14 protein-coding genes, 1 pseudogene and 1 riboswitch are annotated in these 16,170 nt (G+C 61.2%); of the genes and pseudogenes, 2 read left to right on the forward strand and 13 right to left on the reverse strand.

Annotated elements, in window-relative coordinates:
* Positions 1-3: 3 nt before the first annotated feature.
* The 12 genes and pseudogenes from thiS to NKH98_RS30545 all read right to left on the reverse strand — a co-directional run bounded on the left by thiS (position 4) and on the right by NKH98_RS30545 (position 12,440).
* Positions 4-201, reverse strand: a complete 198-nt coding sequence (thiS, locus tag NKH98_RS30490; RefSeq protein WP_254818579.1) for a sulfur carrier protein ThiS — start codon at positions 199-201, stop codon at positions 4-6.
* A complete protein-coding gene (gene thiO / locus NKH98_RS30495; protein WP_352904023.1) occupies positions 170-1,171 on the reverse strand; it encodes a glycine oxidase ThiO in 1,002 nt (333 codons plus the stop codon). Before thiO ends, thiS begins: the two co-directional genes overlap by 32 nt.
* Positions 1,168-3,003, reverse strand: coding sequence for a phosphomethylpyrimidine synthase ThiC (gene thiC / locus NKH98_RS30500; protein WP_352904024.1), 1,836 nt, complete (start codon positions 3,001-3,003; stop codon positions 1,168-1,170). Before thiC ends, thiO begins: the two co-directional genes overlap by 4 nt.
* A 103-nt stretch (positions 3,004-3,106) precedes the next feature.
* Positions 3,107-3,223, reverse strand: a riboswitch (TPP riboswitch).
* A 167-nt stretch (positions 3,224-3,390) separates the two neighbouring features.
* On the reverse strand, positions 3,391-4,935 hold the full coding sequence (locus tag NKH98_RS30505; RefSeq protein ID WP_352904025.1) for a Fic family protein: 1,545 nt from the start codon (positions 4,933-4,935) through the stop codon (positions 3,391-3,393).
* Positions 4,936-5,099: 164 nt separating this feature from the next.
* Positions 5,100-5,428 (reverse strand): annotated as a pseudogene (locus tag NKH98_RS30510) (cyclic nucleotide-binding domain-containing protein); the annotation flags it as partial.
* A 355-nt stretch (positions 5,429-5,783) separates the two neighbouring features.
* Positions 5,784-6,854 carry an ABC transporter ATP-binding protein gene (locus tag NKH98_RS30515; protein WP_352904026.1) on the reverse strand — a complete coding sequence of 357 codons (1,071 nt, stop codon included), beginning with the start codon at positions 6,852-6,854 and terminating at the stop codon, positions 5,784-5,786.
* Positions 6,854-7,642 carry an ABC transporter permease gene (locus tag NKH98_RS30520; protein WP_352452724.1) on the reverse strand — a complete coding sequence of 263 codons (789 nt, stop codon included), beginning with the start codon at positions 7,640-7,642 and terminating at the stop codon, positions 6,854-6,856. The genes NKH98_RS30515 and NKH98_RS30520 overlap by 1 nt, the downstream gene beginning before the upstream one ends.
* Entirely contained in the window at positions 7,642-8,511 is an 870-nt protein-coding gene (locus NKH98_RS30525; RefSeq protein WP_254816071.1) for an ABC transporter permease, read from the reverse strand. Before NKH98_RS30525 ends, NKH98_RS30520 begins: the two co-directional genes overlap by 1 nt.
* Before the next feature lie 60 nt (positions 8,512-8,571).
* Complete coding sequence (locus tag NKH98_RS30530; RefSeq protein WP_352904027.1) at positions 8,572-9,633, reverse strand: ABC transporter substrate-binding protein; 1,062 nt, start codon at positions 9,631-9,633, stop codon at positions 8,572-8,574.
* A gap of 39 nt (positions 9,634-9,672) precedes the next feature.
* Entirely contained in the window at positions 9,673-10,659 is a 987-nt protein-coding gene (locus NKH98_RS30535) for a PfkB family carbohydrate kinase (RefSeq protein WP_352904028.1), read from the reverse strand.
* The gene (locus NKH98_RS30540) at positions 10,656-11,711 is read right to left on the reverse strand and encodes an ADP-ribosylglycohydrolase family protein (protein ID WP_352904029.1); all 1,056 of its coding nucleotides are present in this window, start codon (positions 11,709-11,711) and stop codon (positions 10,656-10,658) included. The genes NKH98_RS30535 and NKH98_RS30540 overlap by 4 nt, the downstream gene beginning before the upstream one ends.
* A gap of 3 nt (positions 11,712-11,714) precedes the next feature.
* The gene (locus NKH98_RS30545; RefSeq protein WP_352895591.1) at positions 11,715-12,440 is read right to left on the reverse strand and encodes a GntR family transcriptional regulator; all 726 of its coding nucleotides are present in this window, start codon (positions 12,438-12,440) and stop codon (positions 11,715-11,717) included.
* A gap of 844 nt (positions 12,441-13,284) precedes the next feature.
* Here NKH98_RS30545 and NKH98_RS30550 point away from each other — a divergent pair.
* Positions 13,285-13,752 (forward strand): hypothetical protein, encoded by a 468-nt coding sequence (locus NKH98_RS30550; RefSeq protein ID WP_352480617.1) that lies wholly within the window; start codon positions 13,285-13,287, stop codon positions 13,750-13,752.
* Between the two features lie 85 nt (positions 13,753-13,837).
* Here NKH98_RS30550 and NKH98_RS30555 read toward each other — a convergent pair whose 3' ends face one another.
* Positions 13,838-14,092, reverse strand: coding sequence for a hypothetical protein (locus NKH98_RS30555; RefSeq protein ID WP_254818584.1), 255 nt, complete (start codon positions 14,090-14,092; stop codon positions 13,838-13,840).
* Between the two features lie 450 nt (positions 14,093-14,542).
* Here NKH98_RS30555 and ligD point away from each other — a divergent pair.
* Positions 14,543-16,170 (forward strand): DNA ligase D (gene ligD / locus NKH98_RS30560; RefSeq protein ID WP_352904030.1); only part of this gene is annotated, 1,628 nt, incomplete at its 3' end.

The following is a 16,170-nucleotide window of genomic DNA, read 5'->3' on the forward strand; positions in this document are numbered from 1 at the left end:
GGTCTAACCGCCTTGCATGGGCGAGAGGATTTCGATCCGGTCGCCGTCGCTCAACTGGAATTCCGCCCGCTTGGCTTTGTGCACGAGGTCGCTGTTGACCGCCGTCGCCAGCCAATCGCCCTCATAGTCGAGCGCGGCAAGCAGTTCGGCCAGCGTGGCGGCGGCAACCTCATGCGCTTCGCCGTTGACCATCAGTTTCATGAGCAAGTTCCTTGGTTGCGTCTTGATTGAAAACGAGGTCGGCAGCCTGGCGCGCCATGGCAGGGGCGAGAAGAAAACCATGGCGATAGAGTCCATTGATCGCGACGGAAGTTCCAAGTGCCTCCACGCGCGGCAGATTGTCGGGAAAGGCTGGACGGATGCCGACACCTGTTTCAACGATCCCGGCCTCGCCAAAAGCCGGGTGGAGGGCATAGGCGGCACCGAGCAGTTCCATCATCGAACGCGCCGTCACCGGTCCGGCGGACTGGCTTTCAACCATAGTCGCGCCGATCATAAACTGCGTGTCGGCACGCGGCACCGCATAAAGCGGAAAGCGCGGATGCAGCAGCCTGACCGGGCGCGACAGCGAGAGATCAGGCGTGCGCAGGATCAGCATTTCGCCGCGAACGCCGCGCAGCCTGTCATCGGCTGCTGCGATTCCAGTGCAGTCGATCTGACGATCGAAACCGGAAACAGGCTGGGCGTCGGCGCCGAAGCGGAATTCGACGCCCATGGCCGCGAGCTTGTCGTGAAGTGCTACCATCGCCTGGCGCGGGTCGAGATGAGCCTCATCGGGGAAGAGCAATCCGCGCCAGAAGCGGCCGGCGAGGTCGGGTTCCAGGAGTGAAATTTCGTCTTCGGCGACCCGCCGATATCCCGACGTGCGGCTGGCGAACCGGTCGAGCTCGCCAGTATCACGCAGCGCGGCCACGACCAACGTTCCGGCACGTATCACCTGACCCGGTAGCACCGCATCCCACCAGTCGGCAGCATCGCGTCCGAGATCCAGCACCGGCTGCTCGGCGCTTTCACGCTCGCACCATGGCGCGAGCATACCACCGGCGAACCACGACGCATTGCCCTCGATGGCAGGCCTTGTCTCGGCAACGGTGGTCGCCGCGCCGCGTGCGGCGAGCTCGAAGGCGGCGGTGAGGCCGGCAACGCCGGCCCCTTTGACCAGCACCCTCATGATGGCGCACGCGCCTGTGGCATGGCCGGTGCGCGGGTCTCGTCAGCCGGTATGTAGAGATCGCCGCCCTCGCGGTATTTCGCCGCCATCGCCGCCATGCCCTCCTTCTGCGCCTCGGCGCGGATGTCGTGGGAGATACGCATCGAGCAGAATTTCGGCCCGCACATCGAGCAGAAATGCGCCAGCTTGTGCGCCTCCTTGGGCAAGGTCTGATCGTGGAAGGACCGCGCGGTTTCGGGATCGAGCGACAGGTTGAACTGGTCCTCCCAGCGGAATTCGAAGCGCGCGCGGGAAAGGGCATCATCCCTGACTTTCGCCGCCGGATGACCTTTTGCCAGGTCGGCGGCATGGGCAGCTATCTTGTAGGTGATCACGCCGATCTTGACGTCGTTGCGATCGGGAAGGCCGAGATGCTCCTTGGGCGTGACGTAGCAGAGCATGGCGGTGCCGAACCAACCGATCATCGCCGCGCCGATGCCTGAGGTGATGTGGTCGTAGCCCGGTGCGATGTCGGTCGTCAGCGGCCCAAGCGTATAGAAGGGCGCCTCGCCGCAGACTTCGAGCTGCTTGTCCATGTTCTCCTTGATCTTGTGCATGGGAACATGGCCCGGCCCCTCGATCATGACCTGGCAATCCTTGGCCCAGGCGATCTTTGTCAACTCGCCGAGCGTTTCCAGTTCGGCGAATTGTGCTGCGTCATTGGCGTCGGCGATCGAGCCGGGACGAAGGCCGTCGCCCAGCGAAAAGGACACGTCATAGCCGCGGCAAATGTCGCAGATCTCGGCGAAATGTTCGTAGAGGAAGCTTTCCCGGTGATGGTGCAGGCACCATCTGGCCATGATCGAGCCACCGCGCGAGACGATGCCCGTGACCCGGTCAACGGTCAGCGGGATGTAGTGCAGCCGCACGCCCGCATGGATGGTGAAATAGTCGACGCCCTGTTCGGCCTGCTCGATCAGCGTGTCGCGGTAGACCTCCCAGGTCAGATCCTCGGCAATGCCGCCAACCTTCTCGAGCGCCTGGTAGAGCGGCACCGTGCCGATCGGCACCGGCGAGTTGCGCACGATCCAGTCGCGGATGTTGTGGATGTTGCGGCCGGTCGACAGGTCCATCACCGTATCGGCGCCCCAGCGGATCGCCCACACCATCTTTTCGACCTCTTCGGCCATGGACGAGGTGACGGCGGAGTTACCGATATTGGCGTTGATCTTGACCAGGAAATTGCGACCGATGATCATCGGTTCGCTCTCGGGATGGTTGATGTTGGCGGGAATGATTGCGCGTCCGCGCGCCACCTCCTCTCGGACGAATTCCGGCGTCACGAAATCGGGCAGCGTCGCGCCGAAAGCCTCGCCGTCACGCTCAAGCTTGCCATGCAGGATCTCTCGACCAAGGTTCTCGCGGATGGCGACGAACTCCATTTCGGGCGTGATGATGCCGGCGCGCGCATAGGCAAGCTGTGTCACCGCCTTGCCGACCCTGGCCCTGAGTGGCCGGTTGCGAATGGGAAATTCTGGCGTCAGGCGTTCGCCCGTAGCGAACCCGTTGTCCTCCGGCCGGACATGGCGCCCGTCACAGGCCTCGACATCACCGCGCGCCAAAATCCATTCGTGGCGAAGTCGGGCTAGGCCTTTTTCGATGCTGGTTTCGACAGCCGGGTCGGTATAAGGGCCGGACGGATCGTAGACGGTGACGGGCGGCTCGCCGGCCGTCGGATGGACGGAGATTTCGCGCATCGGCACCCTGATCTGTGGGTGGATGGTGCCGCGCTTGTGGATTTTCCGTGAGGCAGGCAGCGGTCCCGTTGAGACGGCTGGGGTGAGGGCATTCATCTTGAGGCTCCTTTGCTCATGCATTGGAGACCCAGTTCTGTGCCGGAAGGATGAAAAGACGCTTTGGTTGACCTGCCGAAACAGGACCTGGGGCGTAAACTCCCGCAAAGCGCTTGCACCGTCCCTACGCCAGTATGAACTGGATCAGGTTCAACGGGTCACTGCGCCGCGAAAGCCAGCAGTATCTCAGCCCCTTGCCGGGACCCCCCTGGTGAATGCCTCAGGTTGAACGGGCCGGCGTCGATTTGTCAAGCGCATTTGGGCCGAGGCCGTGATCGGCGGTCGGTCAGACGGTGCGGAAAAAACTCGACAAACCAAGAGTTGGTGACGAAGGCCGGGATAAGGATCGCAACCGTTGGCCTGAAGATCCTTGTGAAGGTTACGCCTTCACTTGCCACCAAAGGTTTGCGCGTAGATGGCCTCGATTCTCCCTGCCTCCTCATTGGTCAGCGCGGCGAATTCCTTTTCGCATGCGCGATTGGACAGATGGCCACCATTCTGGTGAAGGAAACGGAAGAGCAGGTCCGTCAGCCGCTCGGGCATGTCGATAGAGGCGTCCACCTGCCGCCGAAATTGGTCATAGCGCTGCAAAAAAGCGGTTTCCTCCGGAAGGTCCCGTTCGATCGTCCGCTGAACGCAGGCATAGAGGAATTCGGCGTGTGGGGTTGCATCGAAGAAACGGTAGAAATCACCGGTGTCATTCAGAACCCGGACGTTGAATTCGGGCGTCGGTTCCCATTCAACCAACGGCAGAAGGCGTTGCGAATAGCTCTCGAGCACGCCCCTGTACTCGTTGATCTTGTCCTGGATCGCCGCTGAGACGGGAAAGACCACTCCCGGCGGATTGAAACCGTGCATGGCAAGAACGTGGTGGATTAGGTAGCGGTGAATGCGGCCGTTTCCGTCCTCGAACGGGTGGATGTAGACAAAGCCGAAGGCGAGAATTGCGGCGGCTATAACTGCATCAAGGTTTTGCGCCGCGCCTTGATCGAAGGCCACCATTCCATCAATTAGCTGCGGCAGGTCCTCGGGCCGAGCGCTGATATGATCGGGCAGGGGCATGCGGTTGTCTCGGTCATGCCCACCGACGAATCCTCCTTCTTTTTGGAAGCCCAGTCTGACGAAACGGGCGTCGCCGAGTACAATTCTTTGCAGACGCAGCAGCTCATCGCGATCTATTGGCCGGCGGCCGGCTTCGCCGATCGCGCGGCCCCAGCGTTGGATGCGATCTTGCGGCGGCCGCTCGCCCTCGATCGCGTAACTTGATCGCGAGTCTTTGAGCAAAAGAAAGGCGGCGGTCCGAGCAAGGACGTCGCGCGGCACGTCCGCTACGATTGCCTCCGCGCGCCTCGATAGTTCAAGGCCGATGAATTTTTCGAGAATCTTGGTGCGGAACACCAGAGGGCAGAACTCACGCGTGCCGGGGAGATTGTCCCTTACACGGTAGCGCGAAGCGGTCTTCTCGCGTCCGGGCCACTGCAGCTCAGGATCGACAACCGGAACGTATCGTCCGGCATCCGCGTCCGGCAGATCGATGCGCGCGCCCCTCAGCCATTCATATAAAAACCAGATGCGGCGGGCATAACTGCCGGTCCGACTTTCACGGACCAGCGCCTCGATCGGCGCGGGACCGGTCACTTGGAACAGCCGCTTGAGGACGGCAAGGTCCAGTCCCTCGTACTTGAGCGCGAAGGTCAGGTGACCTTCGAGGGTAGGATTTGGGGCATGGCGGGGAGTCATGATCCGCCAGCCATCCCGTTCGGTAATGCGATGATGCTCGCCAGTAGCGAACAACGTGCGGGGCAAGGGCACGGCGAGCCTGTAGGCTCCTATCAGGGCGCTGTACCCGGCCGGGGTGGCCCTTTCAGGAAGGCGGATTTCCTGAAAAACAGTAACAGGACCTGAAAATTGGTGCTGTTGCGCCGCAGGCATGAAAAGCGAAGCCTTCTATCGAATTTTGGTCAGTTCCGCAAAACTCTGAAAAATGATCCTATTCCATGAAAATTGATGCCACAAGGCCACTTTTTCCGAAAAACGATTCTAACACATTGCTGAAGTCGACAAAGTAACAATTCCGCCACCGGCCGATATTTTGCACCAGTGGCAAAGCAAAAGACGCGCACACCCGTGGCATTGATGGCTTCGGCGAAGAAATGATGGGTGGTGTCGGCTTCGAGCCGAATGTCTCTCCAGCCAGATGGAAGGCGCTTATCTGCCTGCGGCCGTCCGCAAGCAGGCGGTAAATACGGACGCCGCCCAACTCGACCTGATAGAAGGCTCCGGCTTTTTCACCTTGGGCATAGATTTCCGAACCGGAGGGAAAGAAGCTGACCGGCTGTAGCGGTGTCGGATCGAATGCTGCAGGCAGGCTCGACTGCAAAGAGTGTGACGGCAGCGAAATTCTGGAGGTGGATTGGGCGTGCATGGCTGTTTTCCCGGTTGGTCCGTGACACGGCAATCGCGCGATTCCGCAGGCCGCGAAATTCGGTTATGTCCCTCCGGGAAATTACCTAGCGCAGAGGCGCTAGCGGTCTGGCCCAATGCTGCGCAGGATCGTCAGGCCGTTGGGAGCAATGCAGAACGGTTTTCGGGGTACCATGCACGATCCGGGAGAGAAGAGGGCGCCGGATTGACACCATCCAAATACACCGACCGATCCTGTCGCTCAGGGAAATTGAGGCGCCGACCTCAACCAGGAATGCTGCAATCTTTTTGCCATCACAAACGCCATGCCATCCACACTCCCCATCTGAGTCGGTCAGTGGTGCATCTTTGGCCTACTACCCCGACACGATCGAGACCGTGCTTTCCGGCGACCAACGCAGCACGACATCCTGACCTTCCGGCAGCCTGACGGCACCGGTGTTCAGCACAATCACCTTGAGCGTCTGGCCAGCACGCTCGACAAAGTAGGTGCTGCTATTTCCGGCGAAGATGCGCTTCGACACCTGGCCTCGCAGCACATTCGCATTGGCCGCATCCGTAGCCTCGGCATCATCAGTGAAGATGCGGATGCGTTCGGGCCGTACGGCGCAACTGGCCTTTGCGCCAGGGGCAAGGTTGGCGCCAGATCCAGCGAAAATCGCTGTGCCGTCCGGCAGCCGGATGCCGTTGCCTGTGCTCTCGCCACGAAAAATGTTGGCATCGCCGAGGAAGGTGGCGGCGAACTCGCTCTTCGGCCGATTGTAGATCTCCTCGGGCGGGCCTTCCTGCACCAGCTTGCCGTCTCGCAGAATGCCGACGCGGTCGCTCATCGTCAGCGCTTCTTCCTGGTCGTGGGTGACGAAGATTGTGGTAATGCCGATCTCGCGTTGGATGCGCTTGAGCTCGAGCTGCATTCCGACGCGCAGCGCTTTGTCGAGAGCGCCGAGCGGCTCGTCGAGCAGAAGTACACGCGGCTTGGTGATGATGGCGCGAGCGAGCGCCACCCGTTGGCGCTGGCCGCCGGAGAGCTGGTGTGGCCGGCGACCACCGAGCTTGCCGAGTTGCACGAGGTCGAGCGCCCCCTGCACCTCGGCAGCAATCACTGCCTTGGGCTCGCCGCGCACGGACAAGCCGAAGGCGACATTGTCGGCGACGCTCATATTGGGAAACAGCGCGTAGTTCTGGAACACCATGCCGATGCGCCGTTTTTCGACCGGCACCCGCTCGACGCTCTCGCCTCCGATCGCAATGCGGCCAGAGTCGGGAAAGTCGAAGCCGGCGATCTGGCGCAGCAGCGTGGTCTTGCCGCTGCCGGAGGGACCGAGCAGGGCGTAGAAGCCGCCGTCGGCAAAATCGATGGAGACATCGTCCAGCGCCTTGTGCGCGCCAAAACTGCGCGACACATTCGATACCTGCACGCCCGCCATTATTTCTCTCCGCCGAATTTGAAGAAACGCGCCGTGAGCAGCATCAATGCCATCGACACGACAATGATGATCGTCGAGACCGCATTGATCTCAGGTGTGAATCCCTTACGGATCGCGGCGTAGATTTCGACCGGCAGCGTCGTTTGGCCGGGCGTCGACAGAAAGTAGGATACGACGAACTGGTCGAAGGACACGGCGAAAGCGAACAGCCCTCCGGCAATGACACCCGGCATGATCCAGGGCAGCGTGACGCGGTTCGTCACCTGCCATTGATTGGCGCCGAGCGAGCGCGCCGCCTCTTCCAACTCGGGCGCGAAGGTCTGCAGCCGGGCCGATACGACGACGATGACATAGGGCAGTGCAAGCGCGACGTGGCCGAGCAGGATGGCGAACAGACCGCGCCCGATGCCGACGCCGAAGAAGAAGATCAGCATCGCCGTGCCGGTAATCAGCCACGGAATGGCGATTGGCGGAAACAGCAGCGCCTGCAGGAATTTTTTGCCGCGAAACTCATAGCGGTAGAGCGCCAGTGACGCCGCGGAGCCAAGCACCACGCAAATGATGGTGGTGATGACCGCGATCTCGAGGCTGTTCCAGGTGGCTGAGATGAGCTGGTCGTTCTGCCACAGCGAGGCATACCATTCCGTCGTCCATTCGAACGGCAGCTGATAGAAGGGCGAAACGTTGAAAGACATCAGCGCCATGATGATGATGGGCACATAGAGGAAGGCGAGCAATAGCCAGATGTAGAGGCGGCCGAGCCATTCGAGGACCCGTGTCGTCGCCATCACATAGCCCTCCTCAGCACCGGCGAGGCAACCGCCAGGATGACCAGCACGACGGCCAGCAGGATAAAGGAGAGCGCAGCACCCAGCGGCCAATTGAACACGGCGACGAACTGGTCCTCGATGACAGTGCCGTAAAAGGTGCCGGTACGGCCGCCAAGTATGCGCGGCTCCATGAACGAGCCAACGACCGGGACGAAGATGAGGGCCGCGCCAGCCACCAGCCCCGGCATCGACAGCGGAATGATGACCCGCTTCAGCATCTGCAGCCGCGATGCGCCGAGCGAGCGCCCGGCCTCGATCAGCGAGTCGTCGATGGCCTGTAGGGTCAGGTAGCAGGTCAGCACCATGTAAGGAACGTAGGAGTGCACTAGCCCGATGATGACAGCCGGATAGGAATACATCAGGTCGATATTGATCTTGAACGGCAGCACGGCGTTGAGCGCGGTATCGAGAATGCCCCCTTCGCGCAGCACCATCGCCCAGGAGAAGATGCGCACAAGCCCATTTGACCAGAACGGCAGGATGACGAGCAGGAAAATCGCTTCGCGGCTACGGCCTTTCAGCACCTTGGCTAGCACATAAGCGGCGGGATAACCGACGATGATGCACCACAGCGTCACTTCGAGGCCGAGGCGCAGCGAGGCGAGCAGAAGCGTCAGATAGAGGCTTTGCGAGAAGAAGGCGGTATAGTTTTCGAGCGTGAACGCCCACGGCTTGCCCGACAACGGCAGCTCGGTCATGAGAGAGAAGAAGACCATGGCTGAGAGCGGCAAGAAGATCGCAACCGTCAGCCAGAGATAGGCAGGCGCCAGTAGCGGCAAGGCCGATCTCAGCCCGCTGCGCGACGCGGCTGCAACCTGTGCTGCCATGACATCCTCCCAGGGAAGGATCAGCCGACATATATGATCGGCTGATCCCGCTTTCTGCTGTTACTTCACGTTGACCTTGAGCTGCTGCCAGAGCGACAGATAGGCTTCGCGCTGGGCGTCTGTGATCGGCGCCTGGAACTGAATGCGCTTGGCAACTGCCGGGTCACCCATCACCTTGCGGTTGAACGCATCCTCGGGAAGTGCTTCCACGGCCTTGGTATTGGCAGATACCGGGGCTCCGACCTTGGTGACCCATTCGACATAGAACTTCGGGTCGACCATGTAGTTGATGAAGGCCTCGGCGCCGGCGACATTCTTGGAACCGACGGGAATGGAGAAGGCGTCGAGCCAGGCGACAGCGCCCTCCCGCGGGATCACGAGCGAGACTGGCAGCTTGAAATGGGTCTTGGCGCGGTCGGCCGAGCCGCTCCAATAGGTGCCGATGTCGATCTGGTTAGAGGCAACCATCTGGTTCCAGTCGTTCTCCGAGCTCCAGAACGTCTTGATCTGCGGCATGAGCGAGGTGAGTTTCGCCTTGACCGCCTCCATGTCCTTGACATCGTTGATGTTCTGGCCGGTGGCAATGGCGCCGAACTGCACCGCCTCGACGGCATCGTCACGGATGGTGACGCGGCCCTTGTGGGCGGGATCCCACATTTCGGCGATGCTCGTTGGCGGCTTGTCGAAGGACTTGTCGTTGATGGCGAGCGCCGTCAGTCCCCAGACCCACGGTACCCCATAGACCTTGCCGTTATGGACAAGCATCGGCGAACTCGCCTTGTCCTTGCTGATATCGGCATAGTTCGGCAGCTTGGATGTGTCGATCGGCTGGATCAGCTTTTCCGCCATTGCCTGGTCGTTGAAGGCGGCGTTGATCATAACGACGTCGTAGAGGCCGGGATTGGTCCTGAGCTTGGTCAGCATTTCCTGTTCGGAATTGAAGAAGTCGTTGACGACCTTGTTGCCGGTCGCCTTCTCGAAGGCCTCGATGGCCCACGGCTCGTCGGTGCCGTAGCCCTTCCAGTTGAGTACGTGCACCTCGTCGGCCTTGGCGGCAAATGCGAGTGCGGAGGTGAAGACGGCGGCCGCCGTCACTAGGGCGGTAAAGTCGGGTATGCGCATGTTCGTTCCTCTCTGTGTTTGCCCGCTTCCCGGGCTTTGTCAGGCTGTCGGGCGTTTGGCCTCTTGCTTCCGGCCATGGAGGCCCATCTGGGGACCGCCGGCATGGCTTAGGAATGTCTGGATCTCGTAGTCGGTCGGCGCTGATGAACCACCGTGGCGGGTGACGGAAATGGCCGCCGCCGCATTGGCGTAGTGCGCTGCCGCAAAAGGCGGCATGCCGCGCGCCAGCGCACTGATGAAAGCGCCGATATGGGTGTCGCCGGCGCCATTGGTGTCGAGGGCGGCGACCTCGAAGCCGGCAATCGTTTGCGCCGAGCCGTCGGCCAGCCGCACATGGCAGCCTTTCGCGCCAGCACGAATGACGACGCCAACGGCCTTAGGGGAGTGGTCGCTTAGCAGCCGTGACGCGAGTGTCTCGACGGCGCCCGGACCGGCAATCGCGGCCGCTTCCGTCGTGTTGCAGCTCAACCAGGTAGTACGGGCGAGTATCCGCGACAGGATAGGGTGGGGAATGTCGGTGATGACAGGTGTCGGGTCGAGGACAAGCGGTGTGTCGGCCGGAAGCGCCTCGATCCAGTCGGTGAGCGCGTCGCGGCTCTTGGGATAGCTCAGCGTATAGCCTGACGTGAACACCCAGTCGTCTGCAGCGACCACCACGGGCGCCAGCATGTCGACGCTGAGCACGCTTTCAGCACCCGGCCAAGACACGAAAGTGCGTTCGGCATCGCTCGAGATCATGACTACGCAATTGCCGCTGTCCATCATGGGCGAGGGCGGGGTTACAGTATCGATACCCTCGGCGTTGAAGGCGTTGCGCAGGAAGTCGCCATTGGGTCCGCTGCCGAGCTGGCCGCCGAACAGCACCTCCATGCCGGTGCGGCTGGCTGCGACCATCATGTTGAAGCCGCCGCCGGCGACTCGCGCGTAGCTCGACGCGGTCTTCTCTGTGCCCGGTGCCGGTAAGGCATCGACACGGTAGACATAGTCGACCACCGCGCTGCCGACATGGACGAGACGCCCGCTCATGCCGTCGCATCCTTGCCGCCACTGGTCTTGTCCACAAGGCCCTTTGATATCCGCGCCTTCACAAGGTCGGCGGCGAGCGCGCTAACCCCCGTCATGTCGATGCCCTTGAGGTTTGCAATGCGGTTCTGAGGCAATCGGGAAAAGCCGGTACAGGCACCGGCCATGGCGGCTGCGATGGCGCCGATCGTGTCGGTGTCGCCACCGAGATTGGCACTGATGACTGCCGCTTGCCAGGGATCCCCACCGGCGACCTCCAGCACTGCGAATGCGGCCGGAACGGACTCCTGGCTGGCGACGCCGGTGCCGACCAGATCGATGATCAGCCGAATCGCGTCCTTCGTCGCCTTGCCGCGCACAAGCTCCTGCGCCCAAGCAATGCGCGCAGCAATGTCACCGCCGGTCGCCCAATGGCCGAGCGTCGCCCCTCGTCTCGCTGCCGTGATGGCGTTGTCGGAAGCGGCACGCCAGTCACCGCCAGCGACGCCGCGGCTGATGGCGGCAGCGACCGCTGCGGCCGAAGCGATTGCGATCGACGTGTTGTGCGTCGCCATGCAGGTTTCGGCCACTTTGGCAACCAGCGCTTCCAGCGGCTCCGGCGGCATCATGATGCCGACTGGTGCGATGCGCATCGCCGCACCATTTGTGTCGCCGCTGCGCCCCGCTTCCTCGGCAGGCATACCATTGTTGATGGCGTCGATGGCGCGTTTGGTCGATGGTCCCAGCAGGTCGTAGCTGCCGCGCGCCTTGACGTGGAGCTCCCAGTCGAGCAACGCGTTGACCCACCGCGCATGGTCGAACCGGTTACCGGATTCGACCAAGATACGGCCAAGCAGAAGCGCCTGTTCGGTGTCGTCGGTGATCGTTCCGGCCGGGAGCCCCTTCGACACCGGATGGTCGGCGAAAGGAGTAATGAAGCCTTCGACATGGCCGTAGAGTTCGGCAATCCGCGCCGGCGACAAAAGCTGCGTCGGCATGCCCAGCGCATCTCCCAGTGCCCCGCCGACAAGCGCTCCCATAGCCCGATCGGTCGTGTCCCGGGTGTCGTCGGGCATCTCTCAGAACCTCATGTGCAGCGCAAAATGCGCCGGGTTGAGCAGGCTGGTCACATATTCGATCGGCCGGTCATCGGCGGCGCGGGTTAGCCGACGACCGCGCAGGAATGGCGTGCCTTGCGGGCAGCCGAGGATTGCAGCGTCCTCAGGGTTGAGCATTTCGATCCCGACCCATTCCTCGCCATGGTCGGGAATGAGGCCGGCGCCGCGAAGCGTCTGGTGCAGGGAGCCTTCGCGCAGGCCGCGCAACGGCACGTCCTCCAGTTCGGGCGACAATGGCAGTCGGCTGCGCTCGATTGAGATAGCGTGGCCGTCGCTGGCATTGGTTCGCACCCGATCGACAGCGATGAAGAAGGGGTTTTCTATACCAAGCAGCGCGGCAAGATCGGGGTCCTCGATCACCTCGAGCCGCAGCGTGCGCGTCTCGGCATTGGCGCCGGCGTTGGCCAGCGCCCGCGACCAACCGATTGAGTCATCAACGGGCTTGCCATCGAAGGTGACGAAAGAGCCGATGCCGACCTTGGTGGTGATCAGCCCGCGGCTGGACAGTTCCTCGAGACCCTTGCGAACGGTGTTACGGCTGACGGAGAAACGCTGGACGAGCTCGTTCTCGCTTTGCAGCCGGTCGCCGAAGCCGAGAACACCGGAGCGGATTTCATGTTCGAGGACGGTGGCAATCTGTTCTGGCTTGCCCGTGCCGGGAGACAGTTGAACCGAACGCCGCTTCATATAAGTACCTGTTCAATGAGCCTGTATAATCCTGTTCACATCACCGCAAGCTTGTCAACGAGGTGACGAATCGCGGAGCCGTTTCTAAGCTGGTCGCCCCGGTCGCGTCCCCTGCATTCCCCGATGTATTGGCAGTAGGGACGAGCTTCTCCTTGAGGCAGATTTGTGGCTGCTTTGATCAGTTGTGACGGCGCCCCGCCTGCGGCTGCTTTGATCAGTTGTGACGGCGCCCCGCCTGCGGCAGAATAATTTAGCCTATTCGACTGCCACCCGCGCCGGGTGGATCTATCTTGACCAGACGTGCTCTGGCCTCGCCCACTCGCCGTTGTGCAGACCTAATCCTGCCGCACAGCCCGATATTAATGCCGACGCCGCAGTTTTTGTTCAGCATTTCTTTTGCACGCTGGAGAGACAGCTCCGCTCGTTTAACGCGCTGCCTGGCCTCAGCCAGCTCAATGTTCAACAGATCAACCATCATTTCGGATCCGAGAGGTCCCTTCGGTGGTTAATCGGCCCAGGTCGCATTGGTCCAGTCGGCAAAGGCTTGGACGCGAGGACACATAAGCCATGGGTCACCGGCCAAGGCAGAAAATCTTGCCGTCGATGCATGCGGCGGCGTCTGGCTGGGCCAGCCGCAGCTCATTAACGGCGGCTCATCGCAAATGGCCAAGGTGATGGCCGAGTATGAGTTTGGAGCAGATCGGCGTTAAGCTGCCTGTCGTGCGGCGCCGCCCGTGTCTACGACTGCACAGGTTGCCGATGCTAAGTCGCCTTGGCAAAAAAATCTGCGACCGGGACCCGGCAGGGTATGGACCGGTATATTACTCGATCCTAATTAAACTCCATGAGCCGTTTGCTGCTTAGCTTCGTCTCGTTGTTATTTTCCACCATGCTTCTTTATGCGCAAGAGTGGCAGCCCTTCGGCGTGAAGCAGTTTGGCTTTGTATTCGATGTGCCCCCTGGCTTTGTTCTGACTCAGCGTTCCGACCAGGGGGCAGCTTTTCAGGGCAAAAACGGGGCCTTTCTTGCTGTTTGGGGCGCAAGACTCGGAAAGGCCAGTTTCCGCGCCGAGATAGAGCATCGAATTGTCGAGGACGAAAAGGCGGGCTGGAAAGTGACCTATCGGCGCGTTAAGCCGACTTGGGCCAGTTATTCCGGCCTCAGGGACGGGCAAATCCGCTATGTACGCGTCATTGCGATCTGCAATGACCGTGCGGCGCTCTTTACGATGAACTACAGCAGATCCGAAAAAATCCCGTACGATCCGATCGTGGTGCGAATGGTGCGATCCCTACGGGCGGAAGGTTGCTAAAGTCAGATCAACAAGCGCGCAGCAACGACTGAGATTTGACGGCCGGTCTCATCCGCTCATAAGTGACAATCACCTGGTTCGGCAGTCAGTTTTCGCTTCGCCGAGATGCATCCGTGCTCTTTCCTGGCGGATCTCCCCTGCCGTCCAACCGGCTCCGGCCGGCCGACCGCCGGAGGGCCTTGATGGCTTCCGCAACCCCCGTGCGATCGTTGTCATTGGCCCGGATCAGGTCGGGAACCTGGTCCACGGCAATACCATTCTGCTGCGCGAAATGCTCCACGTCGAAGTCTTGGCTGGATCCCAGGCGGGCTCGGTCGCGTGTGCTCTTGTCGTCGCCCATGTGGTCCTCCTGGTGGAGCTTCGGATCAATGGCAACGCGGGCAAGCAGCTTTCGTTGCGCTTTTTACAGCCCGCGGCTTCTGGATTGTTTGCTGGTCCGCCGCTATCTTGGGCCTGCGTTCGCCCCATTCTGCCTCCCATCGGTTACTAGGAGCCAGGAGAATTGTGCGATTTAGCTCATCTGAGACGCTTGCGGATCTGAGCTCCTGAGAGAGCAGTTTAGTGGCTTAGTGGCGTCACTAGTTCGCCGTGACGGGCGGTCGCTGCCAGGCTGGTTCGCCGGCCTCCGAAGTGAACTCGCTGATCGTGGCGGCCCGGGGCGGTTGTTGCGGTCGTGAAAGGATTGCCAACTTAGAGAAAATGCCGACGCCAGCCTGAATCCGCAATTTGTTTCGGAACCGATTCGAACCAGCGATATTGATTCAAATCGCAGCGTTTGGAGTGCGCGTGGATGCTAACCGAGCTTGGCCTTGGCCGGCTATCGTTCATTGAGTTCCAAATGCCAACGTTGGTCGACAAGCCGCCCAAGGGCCGCGGGTGGACCCACGAAATCAAATACGATGGATACCGTACGCAGCTGATCATCCAAGAGGGTAGGGTGCAGGCCTTCACGCGAAACGGCTACGACTGGACCGACCGATATGGGCCGATCGTCCGGGCTGCGGCCCAGTTAAAGACCACGGAGCGGGCCATCGTTGATGGCGAAGCGACAGTGTTTGGCACCACAGGACGTCCTGATTTCCAGGCGCTACGTCGCGAACTTGGCAAGGCTGAATCGACGAACCTTATCTTCCACGCATTCGATCTCCTCCACCTCGACGGCAATGACCTGCGGGACGTTCCGTTGCTTGAGCGCAAAAGGACCCTGCAACGTCTCCTGAAAGGCGCACCGCCGGCCCTGATCTACGTTGATCATCTGGAAGGCGACGGCCCGACTGTGTTTGAGCACGCTTGCGAAATGGGCCTTGAGGGGATTGTTTCGAAGCGTGCAGATTCGCCTTATCGCTCCGGTCGGCAAGACAGTTGGCTCAAGCTCAAATGCATCAAGAGCGACAATTTTCCGATCGTCGCCTTCGTCGAGAAGCTGGGTGCCAGGCCGCGCAGGATCGCCTCGCTTTATCTCGGCCGCAGAGATGGCAATCGCGTCCACTACGCCGGCAAGGCGAAGAGCGGCTATAGCCTTACCGATGCACGCGAAGTGCGCGAGCGCTTGGACCCGCTAATCGTCGACAAATCTCCGCTCGCCGAGCCGATAGACAAGCCCAAGGCGACGTGGGTGCAGCCGGCCGTTGAGGCCGAAATCCAGTATAGCGGCACCACCGATGACGGGCTGCTGCGCGAAGCGGTGTTCAAGGGCCTGCGCGAGGATCTGAGCCCGCCGGCCGGCGCGTCATTGGTCTGCAAGAAGCCGCCGTCCAATGAAAGTTCCGGCGTCCCGCGCGAGAACATTCTACAACTGCTGCCCGACGCCATGGTGCCATCGAAAGACGAGCTGATCCGATATTGGAAGAAGGTGGCGAAGAAGGCGCTCGTCCATCTCGGCCGGCGGCCGCTCAAGCTGGTTCGCCACTCTCACGGGATCACCTTCTATCACAAGGGCAGATTGCCCGACATTCCGGATACCGTGCACCAACTGCGTGTTCAGAAGCGCGAGGGTGGAGAAGGCGTGAGGCTGTGGGTCGATGATCTTGATGGGCTGCTTGGCTTGGTGGAAATAGGCGCTGTCGAGTTGCATCCCTGGAACACCACCGTCGATGATATCGAGCATGCCGACCGGGTTGTCATCGACCTGGATCCTGGCGAAGGCATCGAATGGGAGATGATCGTCGAAACGGCCCTGAAGGTCCGGGACATGCTGCGTTCGGAAGGACTCGATAGCTGGCCGAAGGTGACCGGCGGCAAGGGCCTGCATGTGATGGCGCCTCTGCAGGCCGTGATCACCCACGACGACGCCCGGCAGTATGCCCGAAAGCTGGCACAGCAACTGGTCAGCAAGCACCCCGATCGCTATCTTTTGTCGGCTGCGCCGTCGGCTCGTTGTGGGCGCATCTTTCTGGATTACCTCCGCAACGGCCGCGG

This window comes from Mesorhizobium sp. M0833 (assembly GCF_040319905.1).
Taxonomy (GTDB): Bacteria; Pseudomonadota; Alphaproteobacteria; order Rhizobiales; family Rhizobiaceae; genus Mesorhizobium.

What these genes read in the sequence shown, in the direction of transcription:
- thiS (WP_254818579.1), bottom strand. Translation starts at nt 201, where the DNA reads ATGAAACTGATGGTCAACGGCGAAGCGCATGAGGTTGCCGCCGCCACG.
- thiO (WP_352904023.1), bottom strand. Translation starts at nt 1,171, where the DNA reads ATGAGGGTGCTGGTCAAAGGGGCCGGCGTTGCCGGCCTCACCGCCGCC.
- thiC (WP_352904024.1), bottom strand. Translation starts at nt 3,003, where the DNA reads ATGAATGCCCTCACCCCAGCCGTCTCAACGGGACCGCTGCCTGCCTCA.
- NKH98_RS30505 (WP_352904025.1), bottom strand. Translation starts at nt 4,935, where the DNA reads ATGCCTGCGGCGCAACAGCACCAATTTTCAGGTCCTGTTACTGTTTTT.
- NKH98_RS30515 (WP_352904026.1), bottom strand. Translation starts at nt 6,854, where the DNA reads ATGGCGGGCGTGCAGGTATCGAATGTGTCGCGCAGTTTTGGCGCGCAC.
- NKH98_RS30520 (WP_352452724.1), bottom strand. Translation starts at nt 7,642, where the DNA reads ATGGCGACGACACGGGTCCTCGAATGGCTCGGCCGCCTCTACATCTGG.
- NKH98_RS30525 (WP_254816071.1), bottom strand. Translation starts at nt 8,511, where the DNA reads ATGGCAGCACAGGTTGCAGCCGCGTCGCGCAGCGGGCTGAGATCGGCC.
- NKH98_RS30530 (WP_352904027.1), bottom strand. Translation starts at nt 9,633, where the DNA reads ATGCGCATACCCGACTTTACCGCCCTAGTGACGGCGGCCGCCGTCTTC.
- NKH98_RS30535 (WP_352904028.1), bottom strand. Translation starts at nt 10,659, where the DNA reads ATGAGCGGGCGTCTCGTCCATGTCGGCAGCGCGGTGGTCGACTATGTC.
- NKH98_RS30540 (WP_352904029.1), bottom strand. Translation starts at nt 11,711, where the DNA reads ATGCCCGACGACACCCGGGACACGACCGATCGGGCTATGGGAGCGCTT.
- NKH98_RS30545 (WP_352895591.1), bottom strand. Translation starts at nt 12,440, where the DNA reads ATGAAGCGGCGTTCGGTTCAACTGTCTCCCGGCACGGGCAAGCCAGAA.
- NKH98_RS30550 (WP_352480617.1), top strand. Translation starts at nt 13,285, where the DNA reads ATGAGCCGTTTGCTGCTTAGCTTCGTCTCGTTGTTATTTTCCACCATG.
- NKH98_RS30555 (WP_254818584.1), bottom strand. Translation starts at nt 14,092, where the DNA reads ATGGGCGACGACAAGAGCACACGCGACCGAGCCCGCCTGGGATCCAGC.